This window comes from Pseudomonas sp. GW821-FHT02C04 (genome assembly GCF_059421845.1).
In genome coordinates, this window is record NZ_JBWKVT010000008.1 from 71,409 (window position 1) to 96,854 (window position 25,446).

Here is a 25,446-nt window from a genome sequence, read left to right on the forward strand (position 1 = left end):
TTACCACGCGGAGCGTGGGAACGATCTGTTCGCGGGAATGATCTAGTCTTGGCAAGCCCAAGGGAGAGATCGCCATGTACCGTTTTTTCGAGCAGCTCAGTTCCCGCATCGTCGCGCCGTTCATGGGCGAATCCTCGCGCAACAGCAAAGTCTGGCCGTGCCGCTGCGGCCAGTCGCTGTTTTTTCGCAACAGTCAGTGCCTGGCTTGCAACGCGGCGCTGGGTTATCAACCGGAACACAGTCGCCTGACTTCGCTGCAACCGGGGCCGCAAGAGGGCACCTGGACGCTGGACGCCGACCCCGAAGCCGGACTGTTCCAGCGCTGCGCCAACCTCGATACCCCGGCGGCCTGCAACTGGCTGCTGCCCGCCAATGATCACGACACCCTGTGCGCTGCCTGCGATCTGAATCGCACCATCCCCGATCTGTCCGTCCCGGAAAACCCCGAGCGCTGGCGCAAGGTGGAAATCGCCAAGCGCCGACTGGTCGCACAACTGATCAGTCTCGGCTTGCCGGTCATCCCGAAAACCGTCGACGAAGACACCGGCCTGGCGTTCGATTTCATCGGCGTCGATCTGGAAGGCAATGCACCCATGACCGGCCACGCCAACGGCCTGATCACCCTCGACATCGCAGAAGCCGACGACGCCCACCGCGAACAGGTGCGGGCGCAGATGCACGAACCCTATCGCACATTGCTCGGGCATTTTCGCCATGAGGTCGGGCATTACTACTGGGATCGACTGATCGACAACGGCCCTTGGCTGGGTTCGTTCCGCAACCTGTTCGGCGATGAACGCGCCAGTTATGCCGAGGCGCTGGAGCGGCATTATCAACACGGCGCGCCGGCCGACTGGTCGCAACATTACGTCAGCGCATACGCCACCATGCACCCGTGGGAAGACTGGGCGGAAACCTGGGCGCATTACCTGCACATGATGGACGCGGTGGACACCGCGCTGGGTTTCGGCATGAGCGCCCGGGAAATGGACCTCGATTACCAGCCGTTTCCGTCAAGCACGCTGTACGACCCCGAACATCCCGGCGGCGCAGCGTTCCTGTCGTTCGTCAACGCGTGGATCGAACTGGCCGGCATGCTCAACGAACTGTCGCGCAGCATGGGCCAGCCGGATTTCTATCCCTTCGTACTGCCGCCGGCGGCGATCGCCAAGCTGCACTTCATTCATCTGGTGATCCAGCAAGAGGGCGGCCGGGCGGACGAGGTGCTTCAAGCGCAATAGCAAGTGCTTGAAGCCCTTCATATTTTTAATCTTCAACCAGCGGTTGTAACTTCGTCTCAGATAGGTACAATGGCGCGGCTCGCCGACAGGTGAGCGTCGTTATGGTGACCCTATCGGTCCCCCCGCAACGATTACCCGTGAACCTGGTCAGAGCCGGAAGGCAGCAGCCACAGCGGGAACATTGTGTGCCGGGGTGTGGCTGGTAGGGTTACCACCTTAACGAACATCGAACGATTCAACACCGAACTGCATGGGTTTCGCCCACTGCGGTTTTTTTATGCCTGCGATTTGGCGGTTCGTCCCCAAACTCCCTGCTCGCGAGGGCGCCGACACGGGGTAATCATTTGCTCTTCAATCCCGCATACTCGCAGCCACCGAAATAAATGAAGAGTCTGGCCGGGATCGACCTTGTAAGGTCTGCACCCTGGCCGCGAGGTTTTATGCTCCCGGAACATTCCGATTTATCCAGCCCCGTGTTTTTGCCCGTCACGGATGAAACCTGCGCGAACCTGCTGCAGGCGAGTGGCGCCAAAGCCCTCGAAGCCCTGACCGATCCGGAGTTGGCGGCAGTGCTGGTCATCCAGAATCTGGTGCAAACGACAGAGCAGGATCTCGGCGCCGTGGCAGCAGAGAAGATTCTGGCCAAGCTCTTGTCTTGGGCTGCCGAAAAGCGGCAGTCAACAACGGCGGGCCTGCTGTCGGAAGCACAGCGACTGTTCGATCCGCGCAAACTGTATTTCGGCCTGAAAGTTCTCAAACCACTGAACCTGCGTTTTCTGCTGACCGAAGAAGTGTCCGCACGCGACTATTTGTTGCCCGATGGTCAGTGGGATTTCGAATACAAGGTTCGGCGCCATCGCAGCCATGACCCGTTCAGCCAACCGATAGTGACGCCCCGGCAGCGCGAGCGCTGGTTGAGCCCGGCACAGGACAAACTGGTCAGAACCTTCCGCGCCAACCTGGATGAAGACCTGCACGTTCAAGGTTACGCGGGGATCGGCAAAAGCCATCTGCTGGTGGCGTTGCTGGAACATCTACGCCCGGAAAAGACTCTGTTGCTGGCGCGCACCCCGGCCAAGCTCGAAGTTCTTCGTCAGCGCATGGTGGGGCCGAGCGAGAAGAAAGCCGGCAAGACCTTCCTGGCGTTTGCACAGTCGCTGATGCTCGGTCGCAGGCCTCAGGCGGAGGGAGGGCGAATCCCGACCCGGCAGGCGCTGGCGCAGGAACTGAATATCTTCGGTTTTCGCCACCACGACGGGCAGGCGACCCTTGAGCTCTGTCTCAAGGTGATCGAGCGCTACTGTCGCTTCCGCGATCACACTTTTTCCGCGAAGCATCTGCCGCACTTCAACCATCCGCTCTCCAGCGTGGACGCTCAGGTGTTGCTGGAGTATTCGAGCCGGGTGTGGGGCTACCTTGAGCTCAATCCGGCGTGGGGCAGCCAGACTGGGTTCGAAGCGCTACTGATGATCAAGCGGGCCTGCATTGCCGGTTGCGTGGTGCCGGCGCGCTACACCCACGTGCTGATCGACGAGAGCCAGGACATTCCCGGCTCGCTGTTGCAGATCATCGAACGTGGCCGCCAGGTGTTGATCACCCTCGGCGACGAGTACCAACAGGCCAGCGGCGTGCCGGTCAAGCGCCACCGAGAGGTTCGCCAAAGTGATATCAGCTATTCCGTGCGCTCGGGCCGCAACGTCGAAAGGCTGGTCAACCCGCTGATCGCCCGGCACTCGCAGAAGGGCAAGATTCCGTTCGAAGGCGCCAGCGATGCTGACGTCGTCATCAAGGAGTACCCGGAAGGTTTCGTACCGTCCGAAGGTTGCGTGGTGCTGACGGCATCGCCGTGGGACACCATGATCTGGGCCATCCACCTGCACGATTCCAACTGCAAGTTCAGATTCCCGGACAAACGAACGCAGGATGAACTCAAGCATTTCATGGCCACCGCCATTGAACTGTTCAAGCCGGACTTCTACCGTTCCGAATTCAGCGAAAACGGCGTGCATCCGTACTTCAGCGACTTGGCCGACTGGCAGGCCGTGTGCGACGCCAATCAGTTCGACGAGTCATTTTTGCGGGTCAGGGCCAAACTGGAAAACGGCTTCATGATTGCCGATCTGACACGACTCAACCGAATGATCGACAACGCCGACAACTGCTGCATGCTGATGCTGGCGGAAGAGGCGGGGGGCATGGAGTTCGACAAGGTGCTGCTGACCCCCGGGCTGCTGACCAACGAAAAATTCAAGGATGCCTACGCGTTCGATCAGCGGATCTGCGCCGTGTACATCGCCATCTCCCGTGCCAGGCTGAAGCTTTACGTGCCGTACGATGTGGTCGCGTGGGTCGAGTATCACGAATATCAAAAGTTTCGCGATACGGCGGGACATTGATCAGCGATTCACGGGTTATGGAGCGTTTTCAGGGGCACCGGTATACAACCGAATAATGTCATCAATCTCCCCCGACATTTTCATCCGCAGCAACGTCCTCAATATCCGCTGCACCGGCACGTTCGGGTCGTTGCGGACGTAGCAGCCGACCTGCTGCTCCTGCAGCACCGCCACGGCTTGCAGTTGCTGCCCCGGCAACAGGCGCTGGTTGAACCAGTCCAGGGTCCATTGATTGCTCACGGCATAGCGGTAACGGCCAGCCAGCAGCTTTTCCAGCACTTGTTCCTGGTTGCGCGCGTCTTCGCGCCATAGTCGATCAGCGTCAAATATTGGCTGCAGCGTCGGGTAGCTGTAGCCGAGCACGGTGCCGATCGACTGGCGGGGCAGGTGGGCCGGATCGGCGTTGGGCGGTTGGTCCTGACGGCTGATCAGAAGGTCGCGCTGGAAGAACAGCGGGATGCTCCAGATGTAATCACCGGACAGGTTCGGCAGCCACGATTGCGCGGCATAGCAGCGCACGTCGACTTCGCCGTGTTCCATGGCGTTCTGCACCCGGGCGCGGGGCAGGACGTGAAATTGTGCCGGCACGCCGACCTGGGTCGCCAGGCTGAGCATCACGTCGTAGAGGATGCCCTGGGTCGGGCGGCCGCGTTCGATCTGCACCATCGGCATCGCCCAGCTGTCGGCAACGACGAAGCGTAGCGGCGGCTCCGCGGCCATCACGTTCAGGCTGATTCCCAGTATTGCCCCCAAGGCCCACCGCATAAACGCTCCGGTAATTCCTGATCCCGAGCCGACAAAAGCCCCCGCTCATGCAGCTTAGCCAGAATAGAAGAGCGCGCCGGATGCAATTTTGCCCTTGCTCCGCTAGCATTAGCCGCTTCTGCTTCCTTTGCCGCGACGGTTTTCGATGAGTTATCAGGTTCTTGCACGTAAATGGCGTCCGCGCTCGTTCCGCGAAATGGTCGGCCAGACCCATGTGCTCAAGGCTCTGATCAATGCCTTGGACAGCCAGCGCCTGCACCACGCCTACCTGTTCACCGGTACGCGGGGCGTCGGTAAGACGACGATTGCGCGGATCATCGCCAAATGCCTGAACTGTGAAACAGGTATCACTTCAAGCCCGTGCGGCGAGTGTTCGGTGTGCCGCGAGATCGATGAAGGCCGTTTCGTCGACCTGATCGAGATCGACGCCGCGAGCCGGACCAAGGTCGAGGACACCCGCGAGCTGCTCGACAACGTGCAGTACGCCCCGAGCCGCGGGCGCTTCAAGGTCTACCTGATCGACGAAGTGCACATGCTCTCCAGCCATTCCTTCAATGCGCTGCTGAAAACCCTCGAAGAGCCGCCGCCCTACGTCAAGTTCATCCTGGCGACCACCGACCCGCAGAAACTTCCGGCAACGATTTTGTCGCGATGCCTGCAGTTCTCGCTGAAGAACATGACCCCCGAGCGGGTGGTCGAGCATTTGACCCACGTTCTCGGTGCGGAAAACGTGCCGTTCGAAGACGACGCCCTGTGGCTGCTCGGTCGCGCGGCCGACGGTTCGATGCGTGACGCCATGAGCCTGACCGACCAGGCCATCGCCTTCGGTGAGGGCAAGGTGTTGGCCGCCGATGTGCGAGCGATGCTCGGCACGCTGGATCACGGCCAGGTCTATGACGTGTTGCACGCGCTGATCGAGGGCGACGCCAAGGCGTTGCTTGAAGCCGTGCGTCATCTGGCCGAACAAGGGCCGGACTGGAACGGCGTGCTCTCGGAAATTCTCAACGTGCTGCACCGCGTCGCCATCGCTCAGGCGCTGCCGGAAGGTGTCGACAACGGCCACGGCGACCGTGACCGGGTGTTGGCGTTGGCCCAGGCCTTGCCGGCCGAAGACGTGCAGTTCTATTACCAGATGGGTCTGATCGGCCGCCGCGACTTGCCGCTGGCGCCGGACCCGCGAGGCGGTTTCGAAATGGTCCTGCTGCGGATGCTGGCCTTCCGACCGGCAGACACGGCGGACGCCCCGAGGCAACCGCTAAAGCCAGTGGGGATCAGCCAGGCCACAGTTGATTCCGCAAACTCAGTGGCTGCCGCGCCGAAACCTGCGCCGGTAGTTGCTGCGGCTGTTGCGCCGGCTCCGGTGGTTGCACCTGCGCCAGCGCCGGTCCCCGAGCCCGCACCGGTTGCCCCGGTGGTTGCGCCTGAACCCGTGCCTGAGCCGGAACCAGAGCCGGTCGCCGTTGAGGAAGTCGTCGATCTGCCGTGGAATGACCCGGTAGAACCGGCTCCTGTGCAGCAGCCAGCGGTTGAGCCGGTGCTGGAAACCACCGCCGAGCAGCCTGACCTGCCGCCGATGCCACTGCCGACCCCGGACAGCGTCGTGCCGGACGCACCGGAGTGGGCCGCCGCACCGATCCCCGAGCCGTCAGTGGCCGACGTCGATGCCGCCACGCCGGACATGGACATGGACGACGAGCCGCCGCTCGACGAAGACTACATCGAGCCGGACATGGATTCGGCCTACAGTTACCTCGACGATCTGGCCAGCGAACACGCGGCCGATCCGGTCCCGGAGCCCGAGCCGGAACCCGCCGCCGCGCCGGCCACCGGTCTGGCCCTGCAATGGCTGGAGCTGTTCCCGAAACTGCCGATTTCCGGCATGACCGGCAGCATCGCCGCCAACTGCACGCTGATCGCGGTCGACGGCGACAACTGGCTGATGCACCTGGACCCGGCCCACAGCGCCTTGTTCAACGCCACTCAGCAACGTCGTCTGAACGATGCGTTGAACCAGTACCACGGTCGCACGCTGAACCTGAGCATGGAGCTGATCAAGCCCGAGCAGGAAACCCCGGCCCAGGCTGCGTCCCGGCGCCGTGCCAACCGTCAGCGCGAGGCGGAGGAGTCGATCCACGGCGATCCGTTCATCCAGCAGATGGTGCAGCAGTTCGGTGCGGTCGTGCGACACGATACTATTGAACCTGTCGACGCCCTGGTCAGTCAGGGCTAATAACTGAAGGCGTTCGGTGCAAATCGCCGGACGCTGTATTGATCCAAGTACTTTTGAGGTGATTACCATGATGAAAGGTGGCATGGCCGGCCTGATGAAGCAGGCACAGCAGATGCAGGAAAAGATGGCCAAGATGCAGGAAGAGCTGGCCAACGCAGAAGTCACCGGCAAGGCCGGCGGCGATCTGGTCACCGTGGTGATGACCGGTCGTCACGACGTGAAAAAAGTCAGCATCGATCCTAGCGTACTGCCGGGCCTGGACGAAGACGACCGTGAAGTGGTCGAAGATCTGGTGGCCGCTGCCGTCAACGCCGCCGTGCGTCAGATCGAAGCCAACAGCCAGTCGAAAATGGGCAGCATGACCGCTGGCATGAACCTGCCGGCCGGTATGAAACTGCCGTTCTGATTCGCCTTCGGGTGGCAGATGAGCTACAAAAAATGCCAGGCATTGCGCCTGGCATTTTTGTTTCCGGCTGAAGAAACATCGAACGCGCAAAAGCCACCAAGGTCTGCTCCCTATACCGCCGAATTCAACATTCACAGGAGACGCTGACATGTCCGACCCCCTGACTCTCAATCAACGCATCGTGCTGGCCTCACGGCCGGTGGGCGCGCCGACACCGGAGAATTTCCGTCTGGAGCGCGAGGCGCTGCCGGCGCTTGAAGACGGCCAGTTGCTGCTCAAGACCCTTTACCTGTCGCTCGATCCCTACATGCGCGGCCGCATGAGTGACGCACCGTCCTACGCTGCGCCGGTACAAATCGGCGAGGTGATGACCGGCGGGGCTGTCAGCCGGGTCGAGCAATCGCGTCATCCGAAATTCCAGGTCGGCGATCTGGTGGTCGGCGCCACGGGTTGGCAAAGCCACAGCATCAGCGACGGGCGCAACATCATCCCGATCCCGTCGGGGCTGCCGAGCCCGTCGATGGCCCTTGGTGTGCTGGGCATGCCGGGCATGACCGCATACATGGGGCTGATGGACATTGGCCAGCCGAAAGCAGGGGAGACCCTTGTCGTCGCTGCTGCGTCGGGCGCGGTGGGGTCGGTGGTGGGCCAGGTCGCCAAGATCAAAGGCCTGCGTGCCGTCGGTGTGGCTGGCGGCGTAGACAAGTGCAAGTACGTGGTCGAGGAGCTGGGCTTCGACGCCTGTATCGATCACAAGGCGCCTGACTTTGCCGAACAACTGGCCAAGGCCTGCCCGAAAGGCATCGACGTCTATTACGAAAACGTCGGCGGCCATGTCTTCGATGCGGTCGTCCCGCTGCTCAATCCCAAGGCACGGATCCCGCTGTGTGGCCTGATTGCCGGTTACAACGCAACGGAAGTACCAAAAGGCCCGGATCGCTTGCCGATGTTGCAGCGTACCCTGCTGACCAAACGCGTACGCATTCAGGGCTTCATCGTGTTCGACGACTACGGCGACCGTCAGCCGGAATTCATCAGCGCCATGGTGCCGTGGGTGCGCGAGGGCAAGGTGAAATTCCGCGAAGACGTGGTCGATGGCCTGGAGCAGGCGCCGCAAGCGTTTATCGGGCTGCTGGAGGGGCGCAACTTCGGCAAACTGGTGGTGCGGGTCGCCCAGGACTGAGGATTTGACGCTGGCCGGAGGCGCGGGTATAAACCGCGTCTCGTTGTTTTGTCGGACTTTTTCCCCATGAGCTTCAGCCCTTTGATTCGCCAACTGATCGACGCCCTGCGAATTCTGCCGGGCGTGGGTCAGAAAACTGCCCAGCGTATGGCGTTGCAGTTGCTCGAACGTGACCGCAGCGGCGGCACGCGCCTGGCCCAGGCCTTGAGCCAGGCCATGGAAGGGGTCGGACACTGCCGTCAGTGCCGCACGCTGACCGAAGACGACCTGTGCCCGCAATGCGCCGACACGCGCCGTGACGACACATTGCTGTGCGTGGTGGAAGGGCCGATGGATGTCTACGCGGTCGAGCAGACCGGATTCCGGGGTCGCTATTTCGTGCTCAAGGGGCATCTCTCGCCGCTGGACGGGCTCGGCCCGGAAGCCATCGGCATTCCGCAGTTGATGACGCGGATCGAAGAGGCGGGCACCTTCACCGAGGTTATCCTCGCCACCAACCCAACGGTGGAAGGTGAAGCGACGGCGCACTACATCGCGCAATTGCTGAGCAACAAAGGCCTGATCGCCTCGCGTATCGCTCACGGCGTGCCGTTGGGCGGCGAACTGGAACTGGTGGACGGCGGCACGCTGGCTCACTCGTTTGCCGGGCGCAAGCCGATTTCCCTCTGAGCCACACAATCCTGTTGAAAACCAAGCAAGCGCTCGGTTAAGTTCGGCGAACCCTTCCATGGAGTTCGCCGATGCCCGCCTTCCAGGAATACTTCGACCCCAGCCACCAAATGGTCCGCGACAGCGTCAGACGTTTCGTCGAGCGCGAGATCCTGCCGGACATCGATGCGTGGGAAGAAGCCGAAAGCTTCCCTCGTGAGCTGTACCTCAAGGCCGGTGCGGCCGGCATCCTCGGTATTGGTTATCCCGAAGCGCTGGGCGGCAGTCACGAAGGTGATCTGTTCGCCAAGATCGCCGCCAGTGAAGAACTCATGCGCTGCGGCTCCGGCGGTTTGGTGGCCGGGCTCGGTTCGCTCGATATCGGTTTGCCGCCGATCGTCAAATGGGCCAGGCCTGAAGTGCGCGATCGCGTCGTCCCCCAAGTGCTCAGCGGCGAGAAAATCAGCGCATTAGCCGTCACCGAGCCGGGCGGTGGCTCCGATGTCGCCAACCTGCAGACCCGCGCCATCCGCGACGGCGATCATTACCGGGTCAGCGGCAGCAAAACCTTTATCACCAGTGGCGTACGCGCCGACTACTACACCGTTGCGGTGCGTACCGGTGCGCCGGGTTTTGGCGGCATCAGCCTGCTGTTGATCGAGAAGGGCACGCCCGGTTTTACCGTTGGCCGGCAGCTGAAGAAAATGGGTTGGTGGGCGTCGGACACGGCTGAGTTGTTCTTCGATGATTGCCGGGTGCCTGTGGGAAACCTGATCGGTGCGGAGAATATGGGGTTCGCCTGCATCATGGGCAACTTCCAGAGCGAGCGGCTGGCTCTGGCGTTAATGGCCAACATGACCGCGCAACTGGCGCTGGAAGAGAGTCTGAAGTGGGCGCGGGAGCGTCAGGCGTTCGGCAAACCCATCGGCAAGTTCCAGGTGATCAAGCATCGCTTCGCCGAAATGGCCACGGCGCTGGAAGTCTCACGGGAGTTCACCTACCGGCAGGCGGCGAAAATGGCGGCGGGGCAGAGTGTGATCAAGGAGATTTCCATGGCCAAGAACTTTGCCACGGACACCTCGGACCGCATCACCAACGAAGCGGTGCAGATTCTCGGCGGGCTGGGTTATATGCGCGAAAGCCTGGTGGAGCGGCTGTATCGGGATAACCGCATCTTGTCGATTGGCGGCGGGACGCGGGAAGTGATGAACGAGATCATCAGCAAACAGATGGGGCTTTAGATTTTGTGACTGATCGTTCCCACGCTCTGCGTGGGAATGCAGCCCGGGACGCTCCGCGTCCCTTCCAAAGCCGAACGCGGAGCATCCGTTGAGGCATTCCCACGCGGAGCGTGGGAACGATCGGGAGTCGCGGAGCGGGGTTGCTTACTTGTCGGTCAACGCAAACTGCGTCAGGCAGAACGTAGGAATGCCCATGTCCTCGAGACGCTGCGAGCCACCCAGCTCCGGCAGATCAATGATCGCCGCCGCTTCATGAACGCGGGCGCCCATGCGGCGGATCAGGTTGGCCGCTGCGATCAGCGTGCCACCGGTGGCGATCAGGTCATCGAACATCACCACCGAATCGCCTTCACACAGGCTGTCGGCGTGCACTTCGAGGAACGCTTCGCCGTACTCGGTCGCGTAGCCTTCAGCCAGCACGTCCGCCGGCAGTTTGCCTTGCTTGCGGAACAGCACCAGTGGCTTGTTCAGCTGATAGGCCAGCACCGAACCGATCAGAAAGCCCCGGGCATCCATCGCGCCGATGTGGGTGAAGTCGGCTTCCACATAGCGGTGGGCGAAGCTGTCCATCACCAGGCGCAGGGCCTTGGGCGACTGGAACAGCGGGGTGATGTCGCGAAAGATCACGCCCGGTTTCGGGAAATCGATCACGGGGCGGATCAGGGATTTGATGTCGAAGGAGTCGAAGACCATCGTCGAGGTGTCCTGGCAGGGCTGCAAACGGCGCAGTATACCCGCGGCTGAAACGATACGCTCGGCCGCGGGTCGAGATCAGACTTCGAGCGAGCCGCCGGCCAGGGCACAGAGCTGGATCGGGTCGAGGATATGGATTTCCTTGCCTTCGGCGGCGATCAGCTCGTTCTGCTGGAAGCGGGTGAAGACCCGGGACACGGTTTCCACCGCCAGCCCCAGGTAGTTGCCGATTTCATTGCGCGACATGCTCAAGCGGAACTGGTTGGCCGAGAACCCGCGCGCGCGGAAACGGGCCGACAGGTTGACCAGGAATGTGGCGATGCGCTCGTCGGCGGTTTTCTTCGACAGCAGCAACATCATTTGCTGGTCGTCGCGAATTTCGCGGCTCATCACGCGCATCAACTGACGACGCAACTGCGGCAGTTGCAGGGCCAGTTCGTCGAGACGCTCGAACGGAATCTCGCAGACCGAGGTGGTTTCCAGAGCCTGGGCGGAGACCGGGTGTTTCTCGGTGTCCATGCCGGACAGCCCGACCAGTTCGCTCGGCAGGTGGAAACCCGTGAGTTGTTCTTCGCCGGTGTCGCTCAGGCTGAAGGTCTTCAGGGCGCCGGAGCGTACTGCATAAACGGAATCGAAGGTGTCGCCCTGGCGGAACAGGAACTCACCCTTTTTCAACGGGCGGCCACGTTTAACGATTTCGTCCAGCGCATCCATGTCTTCCAGATTCAGCGAAAGTGGCAGGCAGAGAGGGGCCAGGCTGCAATCCTTGCAATTAGCCTGGTTGTGAGCGCGCAGTTTAACTGGCTCGGACATTTCTTAAATCCTTGTGGGAAAACACACATAAGGCGTAAGGGTAACCCAGGGGAGGACATTCAGGCCAGTCTGTGGCGAGATTGCCTCCACGGCATAAAGCCGCAGGGATGACGGCCGATAAACAGGTATCTGACGGCATGCAAGGAACCGCTTCGATGACTGCTATTGGCACGCTGACCCCCGGTAACAGTGGCGTTGCGTCGTTGCTGGAAAGTGCTGAAACCTCCGTTGACGATGAGTCCGGCACAGACGCGGCATTGTTGGGAACCCCGACCTTGGTCGAGGGCGTCAAAGTGTCGCTGTCCGGTGCCGCCATTGCAAAATCCGCCGGTGTCGGCGGGAAAAACAGCGATATCGATGAAAGCGGCTTGCCGGAAAACGTCCAGCAATTGCTGAAGATGATTCGCAAGTTGCGCCAGCAGATCGCCGAAAAGAACGCCCAGATCAACGCGCTGATGGCCAACAAGACCCTCTCCAACGAAGAGCGATTCGCCAAGATCGCTGCCCTCAAAGGCGCCATTTCTGCCCTCAACAACGGTCTCATTACCGCCAATCTGTCCCTGGCCAAGGTCATCGATCAATCGGGCCTGACCGCGGACCAGAACCTGAAAACCAATACCTTGCTGATGAAAAGCTAGATCACCCGCGAGAAACGCTGGCGGTTCTGCTGTTCCAGATACGCGTCGAACACCATGCACACCGAACGCACCAGCAGGCGCCCGGCCGGCAGCACGCTGATTCGTTCGCGATCCAGTTCGATCAACCCGTCCTTTGCCATGCCTTGCAACTGCGGCCAGAGCGCGCCGAAGTAGCCCTGGAAATCGATGTTGAAACTGCGCTCGATCTCGGCGAAATCCAGGCTGAAATTGCAGATCAGTTGCTGAATCACTGCGCGACGCAGGCGATCGTCAGCGTTGCACACCAGGCCACGGCTGGTGGCCAGTTGCGCGCCGGCCAGGGTGTTCTGGTATTGATTGAGGTCGCTGCTGTTCTGGCAGTACAGATCGCCGATCTGGCTGATGGCCGATACGCCCAGGCCGATCAGGTCGCAGTGCCCGTGAGTGGTGTAGCCCTGGAAGTTGCGTTGTAGCGTCGACTCTTCTTGGGCAATCGCCAGCTCATCGTCGGGCAGGGCGAAGTGGTCCATGCCGATGTAGCGGTAGCCGGCGGCAGTCAGTTGTTCGATGGTGCGTTGCAGCATTTCCAGTTTTTGCGTCGGGCTCGGCAGTTCGTTGCCGTTGATCCGCCGTTGCGGCATGAAGCGTTCCGGCAGGTGCGCGTAGTTGAACACCGACAGCCGGTCCGGTTGCAGGCTGATAACTTCCTCGACGGTGCGGGCGAAGTTGTCCGGAGTCTGTTTGGGCAGGCCGTAGATCAGGTCGACGTTGATCGAGCGAAATTGCAGGGTGCGTGCCGCGTCGATCACGGCGCGGGTTTCTTCCAGGCTTTGCAGGCGATTGACTGCGCGTTGCACCGCCGGGTCGAGGTCCTGCAGACCGATGCTGACCCGGTTGAAGCCCAGTTCCCGCAGCAGGCCCATGGTCGACCAGTCGGCTTCGCGTGGGTCGATCTCGATACCGTAATCGCCGGAGTCATCGTCCAGCAAATTGAAATGCTTGCGCAGGTGCGCCATCAGTTGCCGCAATTCGTCGTGGCTGAGAAAGGTCGGGGTGCCGCCGCCGAAGTGCAGTTGCTCGACTTTCTGCGCCGGGTCGAGGTGGCAGGCGATCAGCTGGATTTCCTGCTCGAGCCGTTGCAGATAAGGCAGGGCGCGGCCGCGATCCTTGGTGATGACTTTGTTGCAGGCGCAGTAGTAGCAAATGTTCGCGCAGAACGGCACGTGCACGTACAGCGACAATGGGCGCAGGGCCTTGCGGCTGTCGCGCAGGGCGTGGAACAGGTCGAAGGTGCCGACCTGACTGTTGAATTGCACGGCCGTCGGGTACGAGGTGTAGCGCGGCCCCGCCAGGTCGTAGCGGCGGATCAAATCGGTGTCCCAACGAATGGCGTCGAGCATGCGGGCATTCCCCCGGATAGGCTGGCAGTGTGGCGAGTCTAGGGGAGGGCGCGGCGGGGCATCTTGATTTGCATCAAGCCTGGATCAGTGCCCCATCAGCCAGTGCTGGTGCGGCCCCGGCAGGGTCCAGATACCGAACAGGATCACCAGCAGACCGCCGGCCATGCGCACGCTGCGCTTGCGCAACAGCGCCGTGACCCGTTCGGCCGCGAGGCCGGTCGCCAGTAACACCGGCCAGGTGCCGAGCCCGAAGGCGAGCATCAGCAAGGCGCTGTCCAGCGCATTGCCCTGGCTGGCCGACCACAGCAGCGTGCTGTAAACCAGCCCGCACGGCAGCCAGCCCCACAGTGCGCCGAGCAGCAAGGCCCGGGGCAGGCTCGACACCGGCAGCAGGCGATTGGCGACAGGCTGAATGTAACGCCACAGTCCGCGACCGAGGCTTTCGATGCGGGTCAGGCCGCTCCACCAGCCGGCCAGGTACAAGCCCATGGCGATCAGCAGCAACCCGGCCAGAACCCGCATGAACAGCGCAGCAGGACTGTTGGCCACCGCCCATCCCGCCAGTCCGATCAGCAATCCGGCCGTGGCATAGCTGAGGATTCGTCCAAGGTTGTAAGCCAGCAGTAATCGAAAGCGTCGGCTGCGTTGTTCCTTGGGAATCGCCAGGGTCAGCGCGCCCATCAAGCCGCCGCACATGCCCAGGCAATGCCCGCCGCCGAGCAGCCCGAGAATCAACGCAGACACCAACAGCGGCGCCAGTTCAAGCATGGGGCGGCGCCTTGTCGTCCGGCTTGGTCGGGTTGGCTTCGTCTACCGCGGCGGTGTGATTCGGGTCCTGATCGTCGAACAGGATGCTGTGGGCGGGGCCGTCGAGGTCGTCGTACTGGCCGCTGTCCACCGCCCAGAAAAAGATGTACACGGCGATGGCCACGATCAGCAGCGCGGCCGGAATCATCACGTAGAGAGCTGGCATCTGTACTCCATGCCCGCGCGGCTCAGGCCGGCAGCGGGCGGGTTTCTGACGAAGCGTTGACGGCCGGCGCACTCGGAAGGCGAGTCAGGCGCAGGGCGTTGAGCACCACGGTCAGCGAACTGATCGACATGCCGACGGCGGCCCACACCGGAGTGATCCAGCCGAGGGCGGCGAACGGCAACATGAGGCCATTGTACAGCGCGGCCCACAACAGGTTCTCGATGATCACCCGGCGTGTGCGGCGGGCGAGCGAAAAGGCTTGTACGAGGGCGTCGAGACGGTTGGACAGCAGCACTGCGTCGGCACTGGTTTTCGCAAGATCAGTGGCCGAGCCCATCGCCACGCTGATGTCCGCGGCAGCCAATACCGGCACGTCGTTGACCCCGTCGCCAAGCATCAACACCTTGCGGCCGTCCTTGTGCAATTGTTGCAGCACTTGCAGCTTGTCGTCCGGACGCAGACCGCCCCGGGCCTCGTCGATGCCCAGTTCGGCGGCGACACTGGCGACCATCGGCGAACTGTCGCCCGACAACAGCAGCGTGTGCCAGCCGCGGGACTTGCACGCAGCGAGCAGGGCCGGGGCGTCGGTGCGCAGGCGATCATCGAGGACAAACCAGGCCAGCGGTCCCTGAGCGTCGCCGAGCAACAACCATTGGCCCGGTTCATCGGGCATCTTCGGCACAGGCGCGTGGCTGAGGTCGCAGACAAAATCAGCCTGACCGATGCGCAAGCGCTGTTCGCCGACCAATCCCTCAAGCCCCAGTCCCGGCGTGCTGTGCACCTCTTCGGCTGCCAGCGGCGCCCGACCAAAGGCCCGGGCAATCGGGTGTTCGGAGCGGTTTTCCAGCGCGGCGGCCAGGCTCAGGCACTGATCGCTGTCGAGGGCGCCGAGCGGGCGGATCGAACGCAATACCAGACGCCCTTCGGTGAGGGTGCCGGTCTTGTCGAAAATCACTGTGTCGATCTGATTCAGGCCTTCCAATACATGGCCGCGCGTCAGCAGCAGGCCGAGTTTGTGCAGGGTGCCGGTGGCGGCGGTGAGCGCGGTCGGGGTTGCCAGCGACAGCGCGCATGGGCAAGTGGCGACCAGCATCGCGAGGACGATCCAGAACGCTCGCGACGAATCCAGCTCCCACCACAGTAGACCGATGGCGGCGGCCGCAATCAGCGACAGCAGCAGGAACCACTGCGCGGCGCGGTCGGCGATTTCCGCCAGCCGAGGTTTTTCCGCCTGGGCGCGATCCAGCAGGCGGACGATGGCCGATAACCGCGTGTCCTGACCCAACGCCTGCACTTCGACGGTCAGCGCACCTTCCACATTCAGCGTGCCGGCGGTGACTGCATCGCCCAATGTGCGCGGCTGTGGCAGGTATTCGCCGGTCAGCAGCGATTCATCAATACTCGACTGGCCGTCGAGGATCTTGCCGTCCGCCGGCAGCACCGAGCCAGGCTGAACCAGCACCCGGTCACCGAGGCGCAGTTCGCTGAGCAGGATGCGTTCGCTCTGACCGACGTTGTCGAGACGCAGGCACGAGGCGGGCAACAGATTGACCAGTTGCGCAGTGGCGGCGGCGGTGCGTTCCCGGGCGCGGCGTTCCAGGTAGCGCCCGGCCAACAGGAACAGCGCGAACATGCCCACCGCGTCGAAATACAGCTCGCCGACCCCGGTGATCGAGGTCCAGATCCCGGCGACATATGCCGCACCGATGGCCAGCGATACCGAGACGTCCATGGTCAGGTGGCGGGTGCGCAAGTCGCGCATGGCACCTTTGAAAAACGGTGCGCAGCTGTAGAACACGATCGGCGTGGTGAGGAACAGCGCGACCCAGCGCAGGATGGTGTGCAGCTCGGGGCTGAGGTCGATGTTGAATTCCGGCCAGGTCGCCATGGTCGCCATCATGGCCTGGAACCACAGCAGTCCGGCGACGCCGAGCTGACGCAGGGCGAGTCGATTTTCGCTGGCCAGTTGTTCGCTGGCGCGGTCGGCCTGATACGGGTGCGCGGCGTAACCGATGTGGCGCAGTTCGCCGAGGATCTGGCTCAGCGGCAATTGGGCGTCAGCCCAGCGCACATGAAGGCGATGGTTGGACAGATTCAGCCGCGCCTCGGCCACGGCGGGCAGGGTGCGCAGGTGTTTCTCGATCAGCCAGCCGCACGCGGCGCAACTGATGCCTTCCATCAACAGCGTGGTTTCGGCCAGTTCGCCTTCGTGGCGGACGAAGGGTTGTTGCACGTCGGCGCGGTCGTACAGCGCCAGCTCATCCACCAGTTGCACCGGCAGTGCTTCGGGGTTGGCCGAGGCTTCGCTGCGGTGCTGGTAATAGCTTTCCAGCCCACCGGCGACGATGGCTTCGGCCACGGCCTGACAGCCGGGGCAGCAGAACTCGCGGGACTCCCCAAGGACGACGGCGGTGAAGCGGCTGCCCGTCGGAACGGGCAGGGCGCAGTGGTAGCAGGGGGTTGGAATGGTCATGAGGCGTTCCGATGATCGTTCCCACGCTCCGCGTGGGAATGCCTCCCTGGACGCTCCGCGTCCGCTTCGGCTGGGACGCGGCGCGTCCCTGGCTGCGTGCCCACGCAGAGCGTGGGACCGATCAGAGTAAGGCTTATTTCTTCAGGTCTTCAGCACCCTGAAGCGGTTCATCACCCAACAACAAATCCTTGTCATGGCTGACCACTTCTTCTTCAAACATCCGCCACACGTGATCGTCCTGCGAGCCCAGCAGTTCAACAAACCGACGACCTTCGACCTTGTCGCTCAACTGGCCAATGTAGCGGCCGGTTTCGGTCTCACTGCGAGTCAGGACAATCTTGCGATCCTTGTCCGGCTGGGTCGGTGAAATCAGGTTCAGCTCCAGCGTCTTCGGCTGGCTGTTGCCGCTCAGGCGCAGATCAACTTCGCCGGTCACGTCATCCAGATGCACGTTGGCGCGCATCTTCAGGTTCTGCGCGAGCATTTCACGATCCAGCGAACGGTTGATGCCTTTGCCCGCCTCGTAATAGTTGTCGTTGACCAGGTTGTCCGGGTTGTTTACCGCAATGGTCACCATGGACAGCGTCAGGGTCACCGAACAGGCCAGAATCCCGATGATGATCCATGGCCAGAGATGCTTGTACCAAGGGCTTGCGGCGTTTGCTGCGGGCATGTTCAGTTCTCTCAACGATTTTGTGGGCCGATGAACCGGCTCTTGGCTTCTACGTGGACGCTGTCGTCATCGGCATCCTTGAGGATGAATTTCACCTCGTTGGTACTCGACGGCAGTTGTTCGGGTGCGCTCGACAGTTCGACCGGCATGCTGAAGATTTCCCCGGCGGGCACCTTGATCTCGCGTTTGCCTTGCAGGCGCAGATCCGGCAGGCCGGCGGCTTCCAGCAGGTACGTGTGGTCGCGCTGATCCTTGTTCATGATCTTCAGGCTGTAGACGTTTTCGATCCGGCCTTCCGCGTTTTCACGGTACAGCACGCGGTCCTTGCTGACGTCGAAACCTACCAGCGAGCGCATGAAGAAGGCCGTCACCAGCAGACTGATCATCGCCAGCAGCACCACGGCATAACCGATCAGGCGTGGACGCAGTTTATGGGTCTTCTGGCCGGAGAGGTTGTGTTCGGTGGTGTAGCTGATCAGCCCGCGCGGGTAATCCATCTTGTCCATGATGCTGTCACAGGCGTCGATGCACGCGGCGCAACCGATGCACTCGATCTGCAGGCCGTCGCGGATGTCGATGCCGGTCGGGCAGACCTGAACGCACATGGTGCAGTCGATGCAGTCGCCCAGGCCCTGAGCCTTGTAATCGACACCTTTCTTGCGCGGGCCACGGCTTTCGCCGCGACGCGGATCGTAGGAGACGATCAGGGTGTCCTTGTCGAACATCACGCTCTGGAAGCGCGCATACGGACACATGTAGATGCACACCTGCTCACGCAGCCAGCCGGCGTTGCCGTAGGTGGCGAGGGTGAAGAAACCGACCCAGAAATACGACCAGCCATCGGCCTGCCCGGTGAAGAACTCGAACACCAGCTCGCGGATCGGCGAAAAGTAGCCGACGAAGGTCATGCCGGTGACGAAACCTATCAACAGCCACAGCGCGTGCTTGGAGCATTTACGCAGGAACTTGTTGGCGCTCATCGGCGCCTTGTCGAGCTTGATGCGCTGGTTGCGGTCGCCTTCGGTGACCTTTTCGCACCACATGAAAATCCATGTCCACACGCTTTGCGGACAGGTATAGCCACACCAGACCCGGCCGGCATACACCGTGATGAAGAACAGGCCGAACGCGGCAATGATCAGCAGGCCCGAGAGCAGAATGAAGTCCTGCGGCCAGAAGGTCGCACCGAAGATGAAGAACTTGCGTTCCGGCAGGTTCCACCACACGGCCTGATGGCCGCCCCAGTTCAGCCAGACCGTTCCGAAATACAACAGGAACAAGGCAGCGCCGCCCATCATCCGCAGATTGCGGAACAGGCCGGTGAAAGCACGGGTGTAGATTTTTTCTCGAGAGGCGTAAAGGTCGACGCTGTTGTTCGCGTTCTTGTTGGGGGGCGTGACGTCGTGTACCGGAATCTGATTACTCATCATTGCATCCCACGGCAGTGGAAAAATGCCTCGGTCGATACGTGCCGGCCGGGGTCAAAAAGGGGTGTTGCGGTGGCGCAATGATACGCCTGTCATGCCGACGAACGGGTGCGACCTTTGGTCGCGTTGGGGAAAAATCTTGAATGGTGTAGCGAATGTAACAAAGCATGATGCAGATCAATTGACTATAGACGATAGGTGCTGCTGACATTGCGACGGCTCCGCTGCAAAAGTGCAGGCATTGCCGCCGCTTTCATCAGTCGGTCAAGGCAACCGGCCCCCGCCAAGGCTGTCGATCCCGCCGGTGCTGCGTTTTCTGTCGGTAGCGACTTCGCTCGCGACGGATCGAGTTTGTCGTTTCAGGATGTCGCTGTTGGCCGCATCATTTTGTGGCGCCCTTTCACCCGTTTGAATCGGCTGATCAGTATCCTGATTCTGATGTTGTTCGTTCATCGTATAGCTTCCTTGCAATATGAGTCGTGAAGTAGGCAGCACATCGGCTGCAGGAGGACGTTATCGCTTGCCAGCCAATGTGCCTATCGAGTTTCAGTTGCGAGATGTGAAGCTGCGATGCGGGTCTTTCAGTCCCATGGGTTGATCAGCGCCACACCGCTCGATGCAAAGTCACCTACATTGCGAGTGACTACGGTCAACCCATAAACCAACGCCGTCGCTGCGATCAGCGCATCGCTTTCATTGGCCTGATCCGGCACATGAAGGCGGGCACAGCGTAGAGCGACAGCAGCATCGACCGGCAGGATTCGCGCATCGAAGGCCGGCATCACGTGCCGCTTGAGCCAGGTGCGCAGAACCTTGCCCTGAGCCGGGTCGCGTCGCTCCATGCGAAGGACGCCGGTCTCCAGTTCCTTCAAGGTAATGGCCGAGATAAACATGCGAGGGGCAATGACAGATCTGGCCCAGGCGACAACGTTCTTGTCGGCCTGGGGTTTGCGCAGTTCAGAAATCACATTGGTGTCGAGCAAATACATTCAGGACAGATCCACGGGGCGGTGAGTGATCACGGCACGCTCGGTTTCGAACTCGATGTCTGCCGCTTCAGGCATGACCAGCAGATCGACGATGCTCGCGTTGAGGCCGGTGAGTTTTTCGTACTCCTCAATGCTTAGCAGTACGTGGGCGGGCCTGCCACGGTCGGTGATGATGACCGGCCCGTTGCGCGTGGCTTTTTTGGCACTGCTTGTGTCCTGATTGAATTCGCGGCTGGAAATGGTGGTGATGGCCATCATTGCGACCTCTCCTGAAGAAGATATGTAGCAACGTTACTACCGTGTGCGATGCCCCACAACCTGGAAGGCCTGTCGAGCAGAACCACTGGTCGGTCAATCAAGGGCTGGAAACAAAAAGGCCCCGCCAATTCTCATTGGCGGGGCCTTTCTTTGCTTCAAGCGTTGGCCTTACTGCGCCTCGGCTTCCGCTGGTTTTTCACCGTGGGACAGGCTGTAAACATAAGCCGCCAACAGGTGAACCTTGTCGTTGCCTTGCAGTTGTTCCTGGGCAGGCATCTGGCCCTGACGGCCGTAACGGATGGTCTGCTGCAGTTGCGCGAAGCTCGAACCGTAGATGAATGCGGCCGGGTGAGTCAGGTTAGGGGCGCCCATTGCTGGCGTGCCTTTGCCTTCCGGACCGTGGCAGGCCACGCAGTTGGCCGCGAACAGTTTCTGGCCGGCAACCGGGTCAGCCTTGGTGCCTTCCGGCAGCTTGCGGCCATCGAGGTTGGTCAGCACGAATGCCGCCACGTCGGCTACGCCTTGCTCACCGATCACTTCAGCCCAGGCCGGCATCACGGCGTGACGACCGCCCATGATGGTGGTCTTGATGGTTTCCGGCTCGCCGCCCCAGCGCCAGTCGGCGTCGGTCAGGTTAGGGAAACCATAAGCACCCTTGGCGTCGGAACCGTGGCAGACCGAGCAGTTGGAGGCGAACAGACGGCCACCCATCTTCAGGGCTTGTGGATCCTTCGCGACTTCTTCGATCGGCATGGCGGCGAACTTGGCGAAGATCGGACCGAACTTGGCGTCCGAACGAGCCATTTCCTTTTCCCACTCGTGAACGCCGGTCCAGCCGGTCTGGCCGTTGGCGAACGCGGTCTGCTTGTCGTTATCGAGGTAGTTGTAGCCCGGCAGCAGACCTTTCCAGTTGCCCAGGCCCGGGTACAGCACCAGATAACCCAGAGCGAAGACGATGGTGCCCACGAACAGCATGAACCACCATTTCGGCAGCGGGTTGTCGTACTCCTCGATCCCGTCGAAAGAGTGGCCGACCGTCTCGTCGGTCTGCTCGGCGCGCTGACCCTTGCGGGTCGACAGCAACAGCCAGGTCAGGGAAAAGATCGTACCGAGACTGAGGACTGTGACGTACAGACTCCAGAATGTAGTCATTCTTTGTTACTCCTAGAAGCTTGCTCGACGTGCTTGATGGCTTCGGGATCATCCGCGAAGGGCAGCAAGGTCGCGTCTTCAAACTCCGACTTGCGCTTGGGGCTGAACACCCACAACGCCAGACCGATGAAGGCAACCATCACGACAACGGTGCCCAGGCCTCGAATCATCCCGATATCCATCCAGATCACCGTTTGCTTTTGATGATGGTGCCCAGGCCTTGCAGATAGGCCACCAGCGCGTCCATTTCGGTTTTACCCTTCACAGCGTCTTTTGCACCGGCAATGTCTTCGTCGGTGTAAGGGACGCCGAGCGTGCGCAACACTTCCATTTTCTTGGCTGTGTCTTTGCCGTCGAGCTTGTTTTCCACGAGGAACGGGTAAGCCGGCATTTTCGACTCAGGCACGACGTTGCGCGGGTTGTACAAGTGCGCACGCTGCCAGTCATCGGAGTAACGACCGCCGACACGGGCCAGGTCCGGGCCGGTACGCTTGGAACCCCACAGGAACGGGTGATCCCAGACGCTTTCACCGGCGACTGAGTAGTGCCCGTAGCGTTCGGTTTCGGCACGGAACGGACGGATCATCTGCGAGTGGCAGCCGACACAGCCGTTGGCGATGTAAACGTCGCGGCCTTCCAGTTCAAGGGCGGTGCGCGGCTTCATGCCTTCGACCGGCTTGTTGGTGACGTCCTGGAAGAACAGCGGAACGATTTGGGTCAGGCCACCGACGCTGACGGCGATGACCATGAAGAAGGCCAGCAGGCCAATATTCTTCTCGACAGCTTCATGCTTCATCAGTGAGCTCCAACTACGGCGATCTTGGCGGCGGCTTCAGCTTCAGCCGGGTCCGAGGCGCGAACGGTGCGCCACACGTTGTAGGCCATCAGGAACATGCCGCTGGCGAAGAACGCACCGCCCAGGGCACGAACGATGTAGCCAGGGTGGCTGGCCTGCAGCGCTTCAACGAACGAGTAGGTGAGGGTGCCGTCGTCGTTGATTGCACGCCACATCAGGCCTTGAGTGATGCCGTTGACCCACATCGAAGCGATGTACAGCACGGTACCGATGGTCGCGAGCCAGAAGTGCGCGTTGATCAGACCGACGCTGTGCATCTGCGCGCGGCCGAACAGTTTCGGGATCATGTGGTAGATCGCGCCGATCGAGATCATCGCCACCCAGCCCAGAGCGCCGGCGTGTACGTGGCCGATGGTCCAGTCGGTGTAGTGCGAGAGCGAGTTGACGGTCTTGATCGCCATCATCGGACCTTCGAAGGTCGACATGCCGTAGAACGCCAGCGAAACCACGAGGAAACGCAGGATCGGGTCGGTGCGCAGCTTATGCCAGGCGCCCGAGAGGGTCATCATGCCGTTGATCATGCCGCCCCAGCTTGGTGCCAGCAGGATGATCGACATCGCCATGCCCAGCGATTGCGCCCAGTCCGGCAGCGCGGTGTAGTGCAGGTGGTGCGGACCGGCCCAGATGTACAGGGTGATCAGCGCCCAGAAGTGCACGATCGACAGGCGATAGGAGTAGATCGGACGCTCGGCCTGTTTCGGCACGAAGTAGTACATCATCCCCAGGAAGCCGGTGGTCAGGAAGAAACCCACGGCGTTGTGGCCGTACCACCACTGGATCATCGCGTCGGTCGCACCGGCGTAGGCCGAGTAGGACTTGAAGAAGCTGACCGGCAGCGAGGCGTGGTTGACGATGTGCAGCATCGCCGTCACGACGATGAACGCGCCGTAGAACCAGTTACCCACGTAGATGTGCTTGGTCTTGCGCTTGGTGATGGTGCCGAAGAACACCAGACCGTAGGTGACCCAGACAATGGCCAGCAAAATGGCGAGGGGCCATTCCAGTTCCGCGTATTCCTTGGTGGTGGTGTAACCCAGCGGCAAGGTAATGATCGCGCCGACGATGACCGCTTGCCATCCCCAGAAGGTGAAGGCTGCGAGGCTGTCGGAAATCAGTCGCGTCTGGCAGGTTCGCTGCACGACATAGTAGGAAGTGGCAAACAGTGCACAACCACCGAAGGCGAAAATCACCAGGTTTGTGTGCAACGGGCGCAGGCGTCCAAAGCTCGTCCACGGCAGACCGAAGTTCAACTCCGGCCAGACCAGTTGCGAGGCAATGAAGACACCGAGCCCCATGCCAAGGATCCCCCAGACCACCGTCATGATGGCGAACTGGCGGACTACCTTATAGTTATAAGCAGTCGGACTGATTGCTGTGCTCATTCTAAGGTTCCACGGTTTGGGTGTTTTATTAGGATTAAAATCGGCCGCAAGTATGTAGAAAGCAGGGGGTCAATGCAACGCGCCATGACCTGGGTCAATGCTTTCCAACGCTGATTCTGCGGCCTTTCCATGCGCCGCGTAAGGACAAAATTGCCCTCGGGCAAAATGTCGCAGCGGACGAAAAAAGCGAGGGGTCCCGGTCGGATGTAACGGGGTGTGTTCGAACGCTCGGTTCGGGTGACGGACGGTAATCGGCACGACAGCCGGTATCTACCGGCCTTTGCGGCCATGTCAGTCAGCCGATTCGTTCAACGCCTCGCTCAGGGTCGACCTGGAACCGGCACGGGCCAGTCCGCATCGAGCAAGCGTAGACCCGAATCCGGGTAACCGAAAGGAGAGGGTGTGAAGGGGTGCGACAATGCGTCGCAAAGGGACTGGAAACTGCCGCACTGGAAACGTGCGGCAGTGTTGTACTCAATGATTACTGTTTGTTGTCTTCAGTAATCAGTTTTTCTGTATTCAATCCATGGCTCAGGCTGTACACATAAGCGGCCAGCAATTGCACTTTATCGTTGCCCAGCAGCTCGTTCTGAGCCGGCATGTGGCCCTGACGACCATGGCGAATGGTCTGTTCAAGCTGGGTCAGGCTGGTGCCATAGATGAATCCGGCCGGGTGCGTCAGGTTCGGCGCACCCATGGCTTCAGTGCCCTGGCCGGTTGCCCCATGACAGGCTACGCACATGGTGCTGAACGTTTGCTGTCCTGCTTGCAGGTCGGCTTTGTTGTCCGCCGGCAGTGGCAGCCCGGCCAGCTCGTGACGCACGTACGCCGCGACGTTTTTCACACCCGCCTCACCGAGCGACTCGCCCCAGGCCGGCATCGCCGCGATCCGGCCACCCATGATGGTGGTCTTGATCGTCTCGGCACTGCCGCCCCAACGCCAGTCCTGGTCGGCGAGGTTAGGGAAGCCGAAGGCGCCCTTGGCATCCGAGCCGTGGCACACCGAGCAGTTGGACGCGAACAGACGGCCGCCCATTTTCAGCGCCTGCGGATCCTTCGCCACTTCTTCCACCGGCATCGCGGCGAACTTGGCGAAGATCGGCCCGAACTTGGCGTCAGCCTTGCTCATTTCCTTTTCCCACTCGTGGACGCCGGTCCAGCCGTCCTCGTAGCCGGGCAGGATGCCTTTCCAGTTGCCCAGGCCCGGGTAAAGGATCAGATAGCCCACGGAAAACACCAGCGTGCCGGCGAACAGCATGAACCACCACTGCGGCAGCGGGTTGTCGTACTCCTCGATGCCGTCGAAGCTGTGGCCCATGGTCTGGTCGACGCTGCCCTTGGTTTCGCCCCGACGGGTGCCGACCAGCAGCCAGGTCAGGCCGATCAGGCTGCCGATGGTCAGTACGCAGATCCACGTACTCCAGAAGGTGGTCATGGCCGGGTACTCCTTGTCTCATTAGCTTGGGTAGTGTCGGGTTGCGGCTCGTCGGCAAACGGCAGCAGGCGCGCTTCGGCGAATTCCGGCGTGCGCTTGCGGTTGAACACCCAGAGGGTCAGGCCGACGAAAGCCACGAACACCACGACCGTGCCGAGGCCTCGTATGAGGCCCGCGCTCATTTCAAAGACCATG

26 protein-coding genes and 1 other RNA gene are annotated in these 25,446 nt (G+C 61.4%); 9 read left to right on the forward strand and 18 right to left on the reverse strand.

Annotation, left to right across the window (positions count from 1 at the left end):
* The first annotated feature begins 74 nt into the window (after positions 1–74).
* From AC07VV_RS24700 to AC07VV_RS24710, 3 genes are all read left to right on the forward strand, one after another.
* Positions 75–1,241 (forward strand): zinc-binding metallopeptidase family protein, encoded by a 1,167-nt coding sequence (locus tag AC07VV_RS24700; RefSeq protein ID WP_495037725.1) that lies wholly within the window; start codon positions 75–77, stop codon positions 1,239–1,241.
* A 111-nt stretch (positions 1,242–1,352) separates the two neighbouring features.
* Positions 1,353–1,449, forward strand: an RNA gene (ffs, locus tag AC07VV_RS24705) — signal recognition particle sRNA small type.
* Positions 1,450–1,681: 232 nt separating this feature from the next.
* Positions 1,682–3,637, forward strand: a complete 1,956-nt coding sequence (locus AC07VV_RS24710) for a hypothetical protein (protein ID WP_495037726.1) — start codon at positions 1,682–1,684, stop codon at positions 3,635–3,637.
* A 15-nt stretch (positions 3,638–3,652) separates the two neighbouring features.
* Here AC07VV_RS24710 and AC07VV_RS24715 read toward each other — a convergent pair whose 3' ends face one another.
* The gene (locus tag AC07VV_RS24715; protein WP_495037727.1) at positions 3,653–4,402 is read right to left on the reverse strand and encodes a substrate-binding periplasmic protein; all 750 of its coding nucleotides are present in this window, start codon (positions 4,400–4,402) and stop codon (positions 3,653–3,655) included.
* Between the two features lie 145 nt (positions 4,403–4,547).
* Between AC07VV_RS24715 and dnaX the strand changes: the two genes are divergently transcribed.
* The 5 genes from dnaX to AC07VV_RS24740 all read left to right on the forward strand — a co-directional run bounded on the left by dnaX (position 4,548) and on the right by AC07VV_RS24740 (position 10,110).
* Complete coding sequence (gene dnaX / locus AC07VV_RS24720) at positions 4,548–6,632, forward strand: DNA polymerase III subunit gamma/tau (protein ID WP_495037728.1); 2,085 nt, start codon at positions 4,548–4,550, stop codon at positions 6,630–6,632.
* A gap of 67 nt (positions 6,633–6,699) precedes the next feature.
* Positions 6,700–7,038: a YbaB/EbfC family nucleoid-associated protein gene (locus AC07VV_RS24725; RefSeq protein WP_249484516.1), complete on the forward strand. Its 339-nt coding sequence runs from the start codon at positions 6,700–6,702 to the stop codon at positions 7,036–7,038.
* 148 nt (positions 7,039–7,186) lie between these two features.
* Positions 7,187–8,221 carry an NADPH-dependent curcumin/dihydrocurcumin reductase gene (gene curA, locus AC07VV_RS24730; RefSeq protein ID WP_495037729.1) on the forward strand — a complete coding sequence of 345 codons (1,035 nt, stop codon included), beginning with the start codon at positions 7,187–7,189 and terminating at the stop codon, positions 8,219–8,221.
* Positions 8,222–8,287: 66 nt separating this feature from the next.
* Positions 8,288–8,890, forward strand: a complete 603-nt coding sequence (gene recR, locus AC07VV_RS24735; RefSeq protein WP_495037730.1) for a recombination mediator RecR — start codon at positions 8,288–8,290, stop codon at positions 8,888–8,890.
* A 71-nt stretch (positions 8,891–8,961) separates the two neighbouring features.
* Positions 8,962–10,110 (forward strand): acyl-CoA dehydrogenase family protein, encoded by a 1,149-nt coding sequence (locus AC07VV_RS24740; protein ID WP_495037731.1) that lies wholly within the window; start codon positions 8,962–8,964, stop codon positions 10,108–10,110.
* Between the two features lie 144 nt (positions 10,111–10,254).
* Here AC07VV_RS24740 and AC07VV_RS24745 read toward each other — a convergent pair whose 3' ends face one another.
* Together AC07VV_RS24745 and fnr are read right to left on the reverse strand one after the other, a co-directional pair.
* Entirely contained in the window at positions 10,255–10,803 is a 549-nt protein-coding gene (locus AC07VV_RS24745; RefSeq protein ID WP_003223345.1) for an adenine phosphoribosyltransferase, read from the reverse strand.
* A 78-nt stretch (positions 10,804–10,881) separates the two neighbouring features.
* A complete protein-coding gene (fnr, locus tag AC07VV_RS24750) occupies positions 10,882–11,616 on the reverse strand; it encodes a fumarate/nitrate reduction transcriptional regulator Fnr (protein ID WP_007951654.1) in 735 nt (244 codons plus the stop codon).
* A gap of 155 nt (positions 11,617–11,771) precedes the next feature.
* Between fnr and AC07VV_RS24755 the strand changes: the two genes are divergently transcribed.
* Complete coding sequence (locus AC07VV_RS24755; protein WP_096822491.1) at positions 11,772–12,254, forward strand: hypothetical protein; 483 nt, start codon at positions 11,772–11,774, stop codon at positions 12,252–12,254.
* Here the strand turns inward: AC07VV_RS24755 and hemN are convergent.
* From hemN to AC07VV_RS24830, 15 genes are all read right to left on the reverse strand, one after another.
* Positions 12,251–13,633, reverse strand: coding sequence for an oxygen-independent coproporphyrinogen III oxidase (hemN, locus tag AC07VV_RS24760; RefSeq protein WP_495037732.1), 1,383 nt, complete (start codon positions 13,631–13,633; stop codon positions 12,251–12,253). The two genes, AC07VV_RS24755 and hemN, sit on opposite strands and share 4 nt — an antisense overlap.
* Positions 13,634–13,717: 84 nt before the next feature.
* Positions 13,718–14,401: a sulfite exporter TauE/SafE family protein gene (locus AC07VV_RS24765; protein WP_039770036.1), complete on the reverse strand. Its 684-nt coding sequence runs from the start codon at positions 14,399–14,401 to the stop codon at positions 13,718–13,720.
* The gene (gene ccoS / locus AC07VV_RS24770; protein WP_102686960.1) at positions 14,394–14,606 is read right to left on the reverse strand and encodes a cbb3-type cytochrome oxidase assembly protein CcoS; all 213 of its coding nucleotides are present in this window, start codon (positions 14,604–14,606) and stop codon (positions 14,394–14,396) included. The genes AC07VV_RS24765 and ccoS overlap by 8 nt, the downstream gene beginning before the upstream one ends.
* A 22-nt stretch (positions 14,607–14,628) precedes the next feature.
* Entirely contained in the window at positions 14,629–17,079 is a 2,451-nt protein-coding gene (locus tag AC07VV_RS24775; RefSeq protein ID WP_495037733.1) for a heavy metal translocating P-type ATPase, read from the reverse strand.
* A gap of 133 nt (positions 17,080–17,212) precedes the next feature.
* A complete protein-coding gene (locus tag AC07VV_RS24780; protein ID WP_495037734.1) occupies positions 17,213–17,752 on the reverse strand; it encodes a FixH family protein in 540 nt (179 codons plus the stop codon).
* An 11-nt stretch (positions 17,753–17,763) separates the two neighbouring features.
* Positions 17,764–19,179 (reverse strand): cytochrome c oxidase accessory protein CcoG, encoded by a 1,416-nt coding sequence (gene ccoG, locus AC07VV_RS24785; protein WP_495037735.1) that lies wholly within the window; start codon positions 19,177–19,179, stop codon positions 17,764–17,766.
* Between the two features lie 264 nt (positions 19,180–19,443).
* Entirely contained in the window at positions 19,444–19,632 is a 189-nt protein-coding gene (locus tag AC07VV_RS24790; protein WP_495037736.1) for a hypothetical protein, read from the reverse strand.
* 128 nt (positions 19,633–19,760) lie between these two features.
* Positions 19,761–20,168, reverse strand: a complete 408-nt coding sequence (locus AC07VV_RS24795) for a type II toxin-antitoxin system VapC family toxin (protein WP_495037737.1) — start codon at positions 20,166–20,168, stop codon at positions 19,761–19,763.
* Positions 20,169–20,423 carry a type II toxin-antitoxin system Phd/YefM family antitoxin gene (locus tag AC07VV_RS24800; RefSeq protein ID WP_495037853.1) on the reverse strand — a complete coding sequence of 85 codons (255 nt, stop codon included), beginning with the start codon at positions 20,421–20,423 and terminating at the stop codon, positions 20,169–20,171. It abuts the gene before it with no gap.
* Positions 20,424–20,594: 171 nt separating this feature from the next.
* Entirely contained in the window at positions 20,595–21,578 is a 984-nt protein-coding gene (ccoP, locus tag AC07VV_RS24805; protein ID WP_495037738.1) for a cytochrome-c oxidase, cbb3-type subunit III, read from the reverse strand.
* Entirely contained in the window at positions 21,575–21,760 is a 186-nt protein-coding gene (locus tag AC07VV_RS24810; RefSeq protein ID WP_003175465.1) for a CcoQ/FixQ family Cbb3-type cytochrome c oxidase assembly chaperone, read from the reverse strand. Before AC07VV_RS24810 ends, ccoP (AC07VV_RS24805) begins: the two co-directional genes overlap by 4 nt.
* Before the next feature lie 5 nt (positions 21,761–21,765).
* Entirely contained in the window at positions 21,766–22,374 is a 609-nt protein-coding gene (ccoO, locus tag AC07VV_RS24815) for a cytochrome-c oxidase, cbb3-type subunit II (RefSeq protein ID WP_007905434.1), read from the reverse strand.
* Positions 22,374–23,816, reverse strand: coding sequence for a cytochrome-c oxidase, cbb3-type subunit I (gene ccoN, locus AC07VV_RS24820; RefSeq protein ID WP_085711942.1), 1,443 nt, complete (start codon positions 23,814–23,816; stop codon positions 22,374–22,376). Before ccoN ends, ccoO begins: the two co-directional genes overlap by 1 nt.
* A 481-nt stretch (positions 23,817–24,297) precedes the next feature.
* On the reverse strand, positions 24,298–25,251 hold the full coding sequence (gene ccoP, locus AC07VV_RS24825) for a cytochrome-c oxidase, cbb3-type subunit III (RefSeq protein ID WP_495037739.1): 954 nt from the start codon (positions 25,249–25,251) through the stop codon (positions 24,298–24,300).
* A complete protein-coding gene (locus tag AC07VV_RS24830) occupies positions 25,248–25,445 on the reverse strand; it encodes a cbb3-type cytochrome oxidase subunit 3 (protein ID WP_007960354.1) in 198 nt (65 codons plus the stop codon). Before AC07VV_RS24830 ends, ccoP (AC07VV_RS24825) begins: the two co-directional genes overlap by 4 nt.
* Position 25,446: the final 1 nt, after the last annotated feature.